The following is a 13,417-nucleotide window of genomic DNA, read 5'->3' as shown; positions in this document are numbered from 1 at the left end:
AATATTTCTATCTTATTTCTTGAGAATTAGGGATTGCACCCGACCCAACGGCCAAGAAATTTTGTATGCTCGCCCCACTAAATGCTCTTTTGGTAAAAATCCCCAAACATGAGAATCGACACTTGCATTACGGTTATCGCCTAGAACAAAATAGGACTGACTGGGTACGATTTCTGGCCCCCATTGATAATCGGGTGGTTGTGCGATGTAGGGTTCCGTCAGGGGTGCATTGTTAATAGAAACGATTCCATTCTTAATTTGTACTTGATCACTTGGTTGACCAATAATACGCTTAATAAAATAATCTCCCGCATCTGAACTGATTTCCTTAACAATATCAGGGGTTCTAAATACGACGACATCCCCTGGTTTCGGTTCATAGTCAGATGTTTTTTCGATTAGCACAAAATCCCCAATTTGTAAAGTCGGTTGCATCGATTCACTGGGAATATTAAACAGTTGCCAACGTTGGTCAACCCAATTGGGTAAATAATTCCAAACCAGTCCCCAAGCAAAAATAATTCCCACCATCACCGCAACGATAGACCGATATTCGAGGGAACGAAATGAAGATTTATTAGGGAAAGCAAGATAGGCGTGATAAGTTGCGATCGCGGCTAAAGTTGGCGATACAATTAATAAACTGGGGTAAAGATCATCGATTTTGAGAAAAATAATCGAAGCGGTTAAAAAAATCAGTCCCAAAATTGAGTAATTGCCATACAATTGACCCAAACCAGGTAAAACGCGAGAGACACTAACAGCAAACCAAGGATTTTTGTGTTTTCTTGGAATTTTTTCTAAGCTTTTGTCGTTTTTAGCGAGATAAACCGTCCGATGAGCATCTAAAATATTAGCTAAATAAATAATAATCGTGATGCCAAGCAGAATTAATCCTGTTGTTGTTTGGCCATTCGCGCTTAAAAATGACCAAATTGCAGCAATAAGACATGATATTTGGCTAATCACCCAAATCATTCCTTTGAGCCATTTTTCTCCATAGAATTGACCCAAACCAGGGAAAAACATCGACAGATTGACGGCTAACCAAGGATCTTTTGTATGAGTTTGTGTCGAATTGGATAAAGAAGAAATGGTTCTCACGCTGACTGCAAGCCTTATGATGGGTGAAGGTAGTACCATCATAGTCTTTTAATCCTAAATAGCTGTGATTTCAATCACAGGTAAATTCCTTAAACATCGGTGTCCTAAAACCTCTAATCTGGAGATAGTGACTTACTCATTTCGGTGGTAGTTGATATGGTGGCGCAACAAGAACTTAATTTAATTCAAGCGGTTCGTAAAGAGAATATTCAACAGGTTGAAACTATTCTAAAAGAAGGGGTTAATGTTAATACAACTGATCCTCATCATACAACAGCCTTGATCTATGCGGTGCAACGGGGTGATCTCAAGATTGTCGAATTGCTGCTACAATCTGGCGCAAATGTCAACCACCAAAAACAACCCCAAGGTGTTAGCGCATTAATGTTAGCGGCATCTGGAAATCATCTTGCTATTTTAGACGCTTTAATTCAAGCAGGTGCGGATGTTAATCAAGTTAATAGTGACGGTAGTCCCGCGTTAATGATTGCCGTCTATAAAGGTTATACAGATATCGTACAACGCCTCCTTGATGCGGGCGCGGATGTTAATTTACAAGATAACGACGGGGATACGGCTTTAAGTTTAGCAATTCAACAAAATTATATTGGAATCGCAATTCAATTAATTCAAACAGGAATCAATATTCATCAACTTTACCCTGATGATGAAACGGCTTTAACCCTAGCTGCCGAAAAAGGAAATTTTGATCTGATTTCTTCTCTACTCAAAGCAGGTTCAGATGTTAATCATGCTACAACAACAGGGGACACCGCTTTACTGATTGCTGCGACTGAAGGACATACCGAAGCAGTCAGACTTTTATTAGCATCAGGGGTGAATATCCATCACCAAAATCATGAGGGAGAAACTGCATTACATTTAGCAACCATCGAAGGACATTTAGCAATTGTTCAAATTTTATTACAAGCAGGTATTAAAGCAACACAACGCAATCAATTAGGCGATACACCTCTGATTATTTCAGCATTACAAGGTTATGAGGAAATTGTTAAAGAACTTTTAAAATATCAAGCCAATCCAAATGTAGAAAATCAAAGAGAAACACCCTTAACTTTAGCTATTGCTCAAGAACATTTAAACATTGTCAAAATTTTACTTGATAGTGGGGCTAATCCCAACCAATTTTATTTAGATGGTAAAACGGTTTTGATGAAAGCAGCCGAATTAAATAACGTGGTATTAATTCAATATTTATTAAGTGCAGGTGCCGACATCAACCAAAAAGATAAAAATGGAGGAACCGCTATCATGTGGGCAAGTTATCGCGGTAGTCTAGAAGCTGTACAACTTCTCTTACAATCCGCCAATATTAGTTTAGATGATCGTAATCCGGGTGGTTTGACTGCTCTTATTTTAGCTCAACTTCAACAACAGCATGAGATTGTTAGTTTACTCCAAAAAGCAGGGGCAAGAGAATAAGATAGGGGTTTGGTAGATGGTGTATCAATTTACTTTTTCTCCCTATCAAAAAAAATTCCGTCAACCTTTATTAACCCATCATGGAAAATGGGAAATTCGAGAAGGAATTATTATTAATTTAACCAACAATGAAGGAAAAAAAAGGGTAGGTGAAATAGCTACCTTATCTTGGTTTGGTTCAGAATCTCACCAACAAGCATTAGACTTTTGTCAACAGTTGGGACAAACCATTACTCAAGAAACGATTTATCATATTCCGACTCATTTACCCGCTTGTCAATTTGGCTTTGAGACAGCATTGGAAAATCTATTATTTCCTCCGTCTCTCTCTAAATTCATTCATTATAGTTACTTACTACCAACAGGAGAAAAATCTTTAACTCAGTGGCACGAAATCTATCAACAAGCTAGAGAAGTTCAAACAGATATAACTTTTAAATGGAAAATCGGAGTAAAATCGATTACTGAAGAAGTTCCACTTTTTAATCAATTATGTCAAGCGTTACCAAGCAATATAAAATTACGTCTAGATGCCAATGGTGGATTAAATTTAGATGAGGCTAAAATTTGGTTATCTGTTACTGATCAAACTAAAATAGTAGAATTTTTAGAACAACCTTTACCACCCGAACAGTTTAAAACAATGTTACAGTTGAGTCAAGCTTATTCTACACCTTTAGCCTTAGATGAATCGGTAGCCACCATTCAACAATTAAAAGACTGTTATCATCAAGGCTGGCGTAGTATTTTTGTGATTAAACCTGCTATAGTTGGTTCTATTTTACAACTTCGTCAGTTTTTGAAAGACTATTCAGTAGATTCTGTTTTTTCATCGGTTTTTGAAACGGATATCGGACGACAAAAAGCGATACAATTAGCCGCAGAATTATCGAATTGTACTCGCGCTGTTGGTTTTGGTTTAAATCACTGGTTTATTGAATGAAAGAAATTTTAGAAGTCTTAAAACAAAAAAGTCAAACTAACTGGTTAGTGAATTGGAATAGTTTAGATTTTTATCGAGATACACTCATTTTTTATCATCAATTTAATCAATACCATCAACCAACTATTTTTTTAGCCGAATCAAATTCATATCTTTTTTTAACTGCTTTTGTCGCGGCTGTTGCTTCAGAAAGTTCTCTATTTTTATGTAATCCAGACTGGAAGGAACAAGAATGGCAACAAGTCTATCAATTAGTATCACCTGATCTTGTTGTTGGTGTATCTCCGAAAAATATTCCTAAAAATATTGCTGATAAATCTAATTTATTAAATAAGATTATGATTCCGACTGGTGGTACATCAGGTCAAATTAAATTTGTAATTCACACATGGGAAACCCTAGAAGCTTCTGTTAGAGGTTTTCAGGAATATTTTGCAGTTAATCAAGTTAATTCTTGTTGTATTCTCCCTCTTTATCATGTTAGTGGATTAATGCAGTTTTTACGTTCTTGGTTTACTGAAGGACAGTTTTTATTTGTCTTTTATCGCCAGATTAAGCAAGGTATTTTACCTAAATATGAGCTACCAGATTTTTTTATTTCACTTGTGCCTACTCAACTACAATTTTTATTAGAAAATTATGCAAATTGGTTAAAGGAATTTTCTACTATTTTATTGGGTGGTGCGCCCGCTTGGAGATCACTTTTAGAACAAGCTAGACAAGAAAAATTTAATTTAGCTTTAACTTATGGCATGACAGAAACAGCCTCACAAGTTGTTGCTTTAAAACCAGAAGAATTTTTACAAGGAAACAACAGTAACGGTCAAGTATTACCTCATGCTAATCTGAAAATTAGTCCTGAAGATAATATTATTATTGAATCCAAATCCATGTTTTTAGGTTATTATCCAAATTTTCATCCGCAAAAAGAGCTTATTACTGATGACGTGGGATATTTAGATGATAAAAATAATTTATTTATTTTAGGACGAGATAGCCAAAAGATAATTACTGGGGGTGAAAATGTTTATCCCAAAGAAGTCGAAGAAGCTATTTTATCAACTCAACTTGTACAAGATGTGGCAGTCATTGGTATTTCCGATTTACAATGGGGTCAAATTATTGTAGCTTTGTATGTTTCTAACAGATCAGATAGAGTAGAAGAAATGCTTAAAATAGAACTTGAGCATCGAATCAGTAAATACAAACATCCGAAACACTGGATTAAAGTCACACAGATTCCTCGTAATTTACAAGGAAAAATTAGTCAAGAACAAATCCAAAAGTTAGTCAATTCTTTTTTAAAATAAAAGGCTGGAGTAATTAGGAGCTAAATATGAAAATCGCTAGAAGAAAGTTTGTACAAGGTACCATTTTTGGGGCTACTTTAGGAATTGCAGGAAGCTTGACAAATAAGTATTTTAGTGCTGCAACAGAAAATAATAAACGACCTAATTTTGTGATTTTAGTAACAGATGATATGCGATGGGACTGTTTAGGAGTAGCGGGAAATCGAGTCATTCAAACGCCAAATCTGGACGCTTTAGCCTACGATGGAACCTTATTTTTAAATCATTTTGTTACCACATCAATTTGTCCGAGTAGTCGCGCTAGTATTTTTACTGGAGACTATGCAAGAAGACATAAAATTTGGGATTTTGATACTGCTTTAACTCCAGAACAATTTCGTTTATCGTATCCTTATTTATTGCGTTCTGCTGGCTATGAAACTGCTTTTATTGGTAAATGGGGACTTGGTGGAGAATTAGCTGTAACAGAATTTGATTATTGGAAAGGTTTTGAAGGACAAGGTTATTATTTTGAACCAGGGCAAAAAATCCACTCAACCCAATTATTAACTAATCAAGCCTTAGATTACTTCAATCAATATTCAGGTACAAAACCCTTTTGTTTATCGCTTAGCTATAAAGCACCTCATGCACAAGATAATAGTCCCGAACCGTTTCAAATCGATCCAAAGTTTGCTAATCTTTATCAAGATGTAACAATTGCTGAGATTTCAACTAATACAGCAGCTAATTTTAAAAATCTTCCGTTATTTTTACAAGAATCTGAAGGTCGAATCCGTTGGCAAGGTAGATTTAATCAACCTGAATTTGAAGAGTCAATTAAACAATACTATCGACTTATTACAGGTGTCGATGATTCAGTTAGACAAATCGTTGAGAAATTAAAACAACTTAATGTCTATGATCAAACTTATATTATTTTTACCTCAGATAACGGCTTTTTCCTAGGAGAACGAGGACTATCTGATAAATGGTTTGGCTATGAAGAATCAATTCGCACTCCTTTAATTATTCGTTCACCTGGGAATCCATATAAACAATTGATTCCAGCCATGACCTTGAATATTGATATCGCCCCAACTATCCTTAATTTAGCAGGGATTGATCTCTCTGAGTCAATGCAAGGAAAAAGCCTTGTTCCACTCATACAAGAAAAAACCGAATCGCTTAGAGATATCTGGTTTTATGAACATCTGCTCAATATTCCTAAAATTCCAAAAACTGAAGGTATTCGCACCGCAGACTATAAATATTTAAGTTATCTCATTCCCAATCAAAATTACGAGATGCTCTTTAATTTAAAACAAGATCCATTAGAAGAAAATAATTTAGCCCATCTTCCCCAATATCAAGACAAACTACAAGAGTTTAGACAAGCTGTTAACCAATTTTCAAAAAGTTTAGTTTAAGCATTAATTACTAAAGTATTGGTTTTCCAGCCCTCACTAAGACCAAAACCATACAATCATTAACCGAAAAATGATAGAATTTTTAATAAAAACACATCAATAAACCGAATCAAGCCAGCCACCCGTACCTAAAAGATAAAAAACTGCTATGTTTAAAGCCTTACTGGGAGATCCAAACGCTCGTAAAATTAAAAAATTTCAACCACTCGTCACAGACATCAATCTCCTCGAAGAAGACATCAAAAAGCTGTCTGATGATGACTTAAAACGGAAAACAGCAGAATTTAGACAAATTATCGAAAAAACTCGCAGTGATCAAGAACGAGCAGACGTATTAGATGATATTTTACCCGAAGCCTTTGCCGTCGTCCGAGAGGCTGGAATTCGAGTATTAGGAATGCGCCACTTTGATGTACAACTATTAGGCGGGATCGTTCTCCATAAAGGACAAATTGCCGAAATGAAAACAGGGGAAGGAAAAACCCTTGTTGCGACTCTTCCCTCATATCTAAACGGAGTAACGGGTAGAGGCGTTCATGTCGTCACCGTTAACGACTATCTAGCCCGTAGAGACGCGGAATGGATGGGACAAGTTCACCGTTTTTTAGGTTTAAGTGTTGGACTCATTCAACAGGGAATGTCCCCTGAAGAACGCAAAAAAAACTATGGTTGTGATATCACCTATACCACCAACAGCGAATTAGGATTCGACTATCTGCGGGATAACATGGCGACTACGATGGGTGAAGTCGTTCAACGTCCTTTTAACTATTGTGTAATTGACGAAGTAGACTCCATTCTCATTGACGAAGCAAGAACCCCCTTAATTATCTCTGGTGCGGTAGACCGTCCTATTGAGAAATATTACGAAGCGGCCCAAATTGCCTGGGAATTAGTTAAACAACAAGAAGAAGACGGGCCAGGTGACTACGAAGTTGATGAAAAAGCCCGAAACATCTTGATGACCGATGAAGGCTATAAAAAAGCAGAACAACTTCTAGGTGTTGATGATCTGTATGATCAAGAAAACCCTTGGGCGCATTATATTCTAAATGCCGTTAAAGCCAAAGAATTATTCCTTAAAGACGTTAACTACATCGTTCGCAATGGAGAAGTTGTTATCGTCGATGAGTTCACTGGACGGGTGATGATAGGCAGACGTTGGAGTGATGGACTTCACCAAGCCATCGAAGCTAAAGAAGGCGTAGAAATTCAACAAGAAACTCAAACCCTTGCCACGATCACTTATCAAAACTTCTTTTTACTGTATCCCAAACTCGCAGGGATGACAGGAACCGCGAAAACTGAAGAAACAGAACTCGAAAAAGTTTATAACCTACAAGTAACCATCGTTCCGACAAACCGCACTTCTAAACGCGATGACCTCGCCGATGTCGTCTACAAAAATGAGGCCGCCAAGTGGAAAGCGATCGCCAACGAATGCGAAGAACTTCATAACATCGGTCGTCCCATTCTAGTCGGTACCACCAGCGTCGAAAAATCAGAATTACTTTCCTCTTTACTCGCTGAACGTAAAATCCCCCATAACCTCTTAAACGCCCGCCCCGAAAACGTAGAACGGGAATCAGAAATTGTCGCCCAAGCAGGACGAAAAGGCGCGGTAACCATTGCTACTAACATGGCAGGACGTGGAACCGATATTATCCTGGGTGGAAACGCCGACTATATGGCGCGTCTGAAAATTCGGGAATATTTAATGCCGAGATTAGTTCGACCCGATGATGATGAACTGATGTACAGTGTGGCTGCGGTAAATAATGGACGCAACCGCCCCGAAGGTTTTGGCAATAGTAACGGCAAGAAGAAAAAGAAAACTTGGAAAGCTTCGCCTGAAATTTTTCCTACCGAACTTTCTAAAGAAACGGAAAAAGCTCTCAAAAATGCGGTACAGTACTCGATTGACCAATATGGCGAACAAAGCATAAGCGAACTCGAAGTCGAAGAGAAAATAGCGATCGCATCGGAAAAAGCTCCCATTGATGATCCCGTAATTCAAGAACTACGGAAAGTCTATAAACTCATCCGTTCCGAATACGAAAACTTTACCACCACCGAACATGATGAAGTCGTCTCCAGAGGTGGACTCCATGTCATCGGAACTGAACGCCACGAGTCACGACGCATCGATAACCAGCTAAGAGGACGCGCAGGACGACAAGGCGACCCCGGTTCTACCCGCTTTTTCCTCAGTCTACAAGATAACCTATTGCGGATCTTTGGTGGCGATCGCGTTGAGGGATTGATGAATGCTTTCCGCGTCGAGGAAGATATGCCCATTGAGTCTGGAATGTTAACCCGTTCTCTAGAAGGCGCACAAAAGAAAGTCGAAACCTTTTATTATGATTCCAGAAAACAGGTATTTGAGTATGACGAAGTGATGAATAATCAACGTCGTGCCATCTATGCCGAACGTCGTCGCGTCTTAGAAGGACTTGATCTTAGAGAACAGGTTCTACAATATGCCGAAAAAACGATGGATGAGATTATAGATTATTACGTCGATCCAGAACTACCCGCCGAAGAATGGAACCTCGAAGGTCTAATCAAAAAATCCAAAGAATTTGTCTATCTGCTTCCTGATTTTGATCCCAAAGAACTCGAAGAGATGACCGTTATTGAGATGAAAAACTATCTTCATGAAGAAGTCAGAAAAGCCTATGAAATTAAAGAACAGCAAGTTGATCAAACCCGCCCCGGTTTGATGCGTGATGCTGAACGATACTTTATCTTGCAACAAATTGACGCACGGTGGCGCGAACATCTTCAAGCGATGGAAGCCTTACGGGAGTCTGTTGGTTTACGGAGTTATGGTCAAAAAGATCCACTCATTGAATACAAACAAGAAGGTTATGAAATGTTCTTGGAAATGATGATCGATATTCGTCGCAATGTCGTTTATTCTCTATTCCAAATGCAACAGCAAGCCCAACCTCAGACCGTCTAATATAAATGTTGTTGGGGGTGGAAATGCCCCCAATGACATAATAAGGTTCATGTATCTTAAATAAAAATAACCATGACCTTTGTTGCCGTATTTTGTCTAGGACTTTTATTCTTTCAAATTCCCGCTACTCTCATTTTGTTGTCTCGCTTGCTTAAAGGGCCGAGTCGTCGTCCTCCCCTACTACCGCTTCAAACGACAGGCGATCTTTTAGGAAAAGTGAGTATAATTGTACCTACTTTAAATGAAGTAGAACGAATCGATCCCTGCTTATTGGGTTTGAGTCAACAAGGTTATGAAGTGCGCGAGATATTAGTAGTCGATAGTCAGTCCAGCGATGGCACTAGAGAAAAAGTCAAAGATATCGCCGCCCTTGATCCACGTTTTCGCCTAAAGACCGATGATCCTTTACCCGCTAATTGGGTGGGTCGTCCCTGGGCGTTGCATAATGGTTTTCTGATGAGTTCTCCTCAGAGTGAGTGGATCTTAGGAATTGATGCTGATACCCAACCGCAACGGGGTTTAGTGGCTAGTATCGTTAAAACCGCAATAGAAGAAGGTTATGATCTGTTATCCCTCTCACCCCAATTTATCCTTAAATACCCTGGCGAATGGTGGCTACAACCTGCTTTACTAATGACCCTCCTGTATCGTTTTGACTCAGCAGGTGTTAGAGATCATGTACCCGAAAGAGTTATGGCCAATGGTCAATGTTTTCTGATTCGTCGAGCGGTTTTAGAAGCGTTAGGGGGCTATCAATGTGCAGCAAAATCGTTTTGTGATGATGTGACATTAGCCCGTTATGCTGCGTGTTCTGGGTACAAAGTCGGGTTTATGGATGGGGCAAAAGTCCTACGGGTGCGAATGTATGAAGGACTACAGGAAACATGGAAAGAATGGGGACGATCGCTTGATCTTAAAGATGCAGCCACTTCTGCACAAATGGCGGGTGATCTAGCATTATTGTTATTGACTCAAGGATTACCTCTATTTTTAGCGATCGCTTTAGTTCTATTTTTTCTTCAAGGCTATCATTTTCTTACACTAATTATTGCTTTAGGCTTAAATCTATTGCTACTATTGATTCGGTTCGGTTTATTATTTGCGATCACTCCATCTTATTACCGAGATCAGACGAAACAAGCAAGTTCGTGGTTATTTTGGTTATCGCCATTAGCCGATCCTTTAGCAGTTCTTAGAATTGTGTTATCTACACTACAAAAACCGACTTCTTGGCGTGGCAGGGAATATTAATTCATAAATAAAACAAACACAGAAAGTTTAAGGGTTAGTCACAATTAACTAATGACAAGTTGTCATGCTGATGACTTCACTTAACCCTTTTTTAACTTTCAGCTTGCATTAATCAATACGTTCAAGTTGCCAAAGAATTTGATTTCCTTCACGTCTAACTCGTGAGACAACCCAGTTACGCCAAGACCAATGGTCACCGCGACTGGTGACAGCACTAGCATTGATATCCATAAGATCAGCTAGTTCAGAGCTACTGATTAAATAGCCTTTGCCAGCAATTTCCTCCGCGATCCGAAGGGTTTCAATGAGATTTTGTAGCTGAATAACGCGCTCTTCACGAGGAAGTTGGACTTCATCGAGGATATTGGTAGATGGTTCAATCATGGTGTTGTCGGAGTTCAAAGTAATTAATTATCTTCCCTAGTAAACTATTGTTTTAGCAGTTATTAAGATAGATGCTTCTGCTACCATAATTCTACCGATTTTAAAAAAAAACGGTGTGATTTGATCACAAATTCCCATAATTTTTAAGCTGAATGCTAATTAAACCATTATTTTAATGAGTATTTTTCATGACTTTTTCTAGCCCTCTGAGTAGAAGTAGTATTTTTTTGACTCATCGTTCTATCCAAATTATTGCGGCAACAAATTTTTAACAATGTAGACACTCATCACATAACATTTAGTTGAGTACAGAAAATGGTTACAAACTGGACAAGAAATCTTGTGTTCTTCCGACTCAGCCCAACTCATTGTTTGAATTTTGAATGCTTTTTTGCAATTACTGCATTCAATTAATTTTTCTTTTACATAAAAACTGGTGGCATTTTCCCTAGATTCGATCGGGAGGGAAAAATCAGTAATCACGCTATCGACTGCATAGGTTTTGAGATTAACCAAATTCATACCATCTGAGAAAACCGTCACTAAACCATCGCTAGAAACCACAAACAATAGGGTTTCGGGAAAATCATAAGAAAATCGTTTTGCTGAAGTATGCCGAGTTCCCCGATAGGCATTAATCAAACGTCGGCTATCTTCTGAATATTTTAGATGTGCGCCGCCCCCAATGACTAGACCCTCAGCATCAAGAAACACCGCCCCATCTGCATAAGTCAACATATGACGGAGGATCGCCCGATTCACATCATCCCGCATATCTAGTGTAATTCGTTTCTGGAGATTGCGAGCGGGCGCGTAGCGTGCCTGCGGCATCGTACTCGGTAAAAAGCGTTCCATCTCTTTAGCAGGAAGACTTTTTAAACACCAAACCAAGGTAGCCCCAATTTTATTCGGACTAAGTTCATAGAAACAAAATCCTAAAATACTATCCAAAATCTCGCAATCAATGGGAGAAACACAACGACGAATATTACTCAACGCCTGTTTAATTGAGGGTTTATGCTGCCATTGACGATATTGATGAATAAAAACCCCTTCATCACAGAAGATTTTTGTCGTTCCTGTATTATCTGTAATACAAATCACCGCTTTAGAGGATTGTTGTAACTGAACGAGAGAATATTCATCATCGGCACTTTCAGCTAAAGGAAAAACACCCTTAAATTCTCCTTCCGTAAAAATGAGAAAACTATGACAACCATCAGCGATCCGACGGGCAATATTGAGTTCAAACCCCGTTTGATGAGCAAATTTACGATAAATTAATGAATCTGTACAACTACAAACAATAAATCCATAGGGTTGAATTTTGCCTTCATGAACCACTGGACGCAACGCATATTCGAGTTCAGCTAAAACAGCTTCGTGTTCAATAATTTCTGGAATAAAACTAGCAATCCCATTCTGTTCGAGTTCATCTTTGAGGAAAGACATTTGAGCCATCAATATACGCTACCTTCTTTTTAATGTAACTTAAACAAACGGGTTAATCTCTTCAATCTCATCAATAGACAACATTTTACTCGGATCATCTCCATACTCTAAACGCTCAAAAGAGTCAGCATAAGGACATTTTTCTAGACAGTCAGAACGATGAGGGAAAAATACTTCGTGTTCTAAGTAATTTTTAAACCATTGATCCAGTTGAGTCAACAGACGGATTAAATCTCGTTGAGTTTGTTCATGTTGTTGGCGATCGTAATTAAAAGTAATCTTTTGCGGTTCTTTGGGCAACTTAACAAACCAGTAAGTCATTGAGATCTGTTCAGGTAAATAAGAAGACGTTTCAGCGAGTACATACAGATAAAGCCGTGTTTGCCAGTTTTTCGCCAGTTTATTTGGTTTTTCTGGCTGTAAATAAGTTTTCCAGTCCAAAATCTGAGCGTGTGTTGAATCAGCAATCAGTAGATCATAAATAACCGTAAACAGATAACCTTGCATCTCAAGTGTACGGCAATGCTCCGCCGCCCGCCAATGATGATTCAGTTGCAGTTCGGGGGCGGCTTGCAAAAGTGCCTTCAGAGAATGGTTTAATTGATCATCATCGCTCAGAAGTTCTTCGATCGGTAACCCTAATTCTCGTTGCTGCATCAACAAGTGAAACTGACTACCCCAAATTAGTTTTTCTTGCTGTTCTGGACTCGTTGGTGTGCTAAGTTGTTCAAGATAAATACGCTGAAATTGCGGTGGACAAACTTCTAAAAGGTTAAGCTGTGCTTGAGAAAGACGAATTAAAGGAAATTTAGCGTTTTCTGAGGGTGATGAGATTTCCATATCGTTTAGAATTGTAAATAGAACTTAACATTCGCTTGGGAAAAACAATGGCGACTAACATTGAAATTTATACATGGAGTTCCTGTCCTTTTTGTATTCGGGCTAAAGCCTTATTGAATAAAAAAGGGGTAGAGTATACCGAATATGCGATCGATGGAGATGAAAAAGCCCGCGCTTTGATGGCAAAAAGAGCAAATGGACGTAAAAGTGTTCCCCAAATTTTTATCGATGATCAACATATCGGTGGTTGTGATGATCTATATGCTTTAGATCGACAAGGTGAATTAGATCCGCTTTTAGCTTAAACAGTAATTTA

General features: G+C 38.5%; 11 protein-coding genes. 7 read left to right on the top strand and 4 right to left on the bottom strand.

All coding sequences use genetic code 11. The features are described from left to right. Window positions 1–12: 12 nt before the first annotated feature. Window positions 13–1,146, bottom strand: coding sequence for a signal peptidase I (gene lepB / locus CFPU101_RS05980; protein ID WP_242577795.1), 1,134 nt, complete (start codon window positions 1,144–1,146; stop codon window positions 13–15). A 114-nt stretch (window positions 1,147–1,260) separates the two neighbouring features. Here lepB and CFPU101_RS05975 point away from each other — a divergent pair, with 114 nt between their 5' ends. From CFPU101_RS05975 to cruG, 6 genes are all read left to right on the top strand, one after another. Beyond that, complete coding sequence (locus CFPU101_RS05975; RefSeq protein WP_206814424.1) at window positions 1,261–2,547, top strand: ankyrin repeat domain-containing protein; 1,287 nt, start codon at window positions 1,261–1,263, stop codon at window positions 2,545–2,547. A 19-nt stretch (window positions 2,548–2,566) separates the two neighbouring features. Beyond that, complete coding sequence (locus CFPU101_RS05970; RefSeq protein ID WP_374191935.1) at window positions 2,567–3,490, top strand: o-succinylbenzoate synthase; 924 nt, start codon at window positions 2,567–2,569, stop codon at window positions 3,488–3,490. Further along, a complete protein-coding gene (locus CFPU101_RS05965) occupies window positions 3,487–4,800 on the top strand; it encodes a 2-succinylbenzoate--CoA ligase (protein WP_206814422.1) in 1,314 nt (437 codons plus the stop codon). Before CFPU101_RS05970 ends, CFPU101_RS05965 begins: the two co-directional genes overlap by 4 nt. A 26-nt stretch (window positions 4,801–4,826) precedes the next feature. After that, window positions 4,827–6,209, top strand: a complete 1,383-nt coding sequence (locus tag CFPU101_RS05960) for a sulfatase (RefSeq protein ID WP_206814421.1) — start codon at window positions 4,827–4,829, stop codon at window positions 6,207–6,209. 148 nt (window positions 6,210–6,357) lie between these two features. Then, the gene (secA, locus tag CFPU101_RS05955; protein ID WP_206814420.1) at window positions 6,358–9,174 is read left to right on the top strand and encodes a preprotein translocase subunit SecA; all 2,817 of its coding nucleotides are present in this window, start codon (window positions 6,358–6,360) and stop codon (window positions 9,172–9,174) included. Window positions 9,175–9,246: 72 nt separating this feature from the next. Next, on the top strand, window positions 9,247–10,425 hold the full coding sequence (cruG, locus tag CFPU101_RS05950) for a 2'-O-glycosyltransferase CruG (protein WP_206814419.1): 1,179 nt from the start codon (window positions 9,247–9,249) through the stop codon (window positions 10,423–10,425). Between the two features lie 108 nt (window positions 10,426–10,533). On the opposite strand, the gene CFPU101_RS05945 is transcribed toward cruG, so the two are convergent. The 3 genes from CFPU101_RS05945 to CFPU101_RS05935 all read right to left on the bottom strand — a co-directional run bounded on the left by CFPU101_RS05945 (window position 10,534) and on the right by CFPU101_RS05935 (window position 13,101). After that, window positions 10,534–10,809 carry a hypothetical protein gene (locus CFPU101_RS05945; RefSeq protein WP_206814418.1) on the bottom strand — a complete coding sequence of 92 codons (276 nt, stop codon included), beginning with the start codon at window positions 10,807–10,809 and terminating at the stop codon, window positions 10,534–10,536. A 249-nt stretch (window positions 10,810–11,058) separates the two neighbouring features. Further along, a complete protein-coding gene (locus CFPU101_RS05940) occupies window positions 11,059–12,270 on the bottom strand; it encodes a diadenylate cyclase (RefSeq protein WP_242577794.1) in 1,212 nt (403 codons plus the stop codon). A 30-nt stretch (window positions 12,271–12,300) separates the two neighbouring features. After that, window positions 12,301–13,101 (bottom strand): PD-(D/E)XK nuclease family protein, encoded by an 801-nt coding sequence (locus CFPU101_RS05935; protein WP_206814417.1) that lies wholly within the window; start codon window positions 13,099–13,101, stop codon window positions 12,301–12,303. Window positions 13,102–13,148: 47 nt separating this feature from the next. Here CFPU101_RS05935 and grxC point away from each other — a divergent pair, with 47 nt between their 5' ends. Continuing rightward, window positions 13,149–13,406, top strand: a complete 258-nt coding sequence (gene grxC, locus CFPU101_RS05930; RefSeq protein WP_206814416.1) for a glutaredoxin 3 — start codon at window positions 13,149–13,151, stop codon at window positions 13,404–13,406. Window positions 13,407–13,417 lie beyond the last annotated feature (11 nt).

This window comes from Chroococcus sp. FPU101 (assembly GCF_017312365.1).
Lineage (GTDB): Bacteria > Cyanobacteriota > Cyanobacteriia > Cyanobacteriales > Microcystaceae > Chroococcus.
This window is presented reverse-complemented; position numbering and strand designations above follow the sequence as displayed.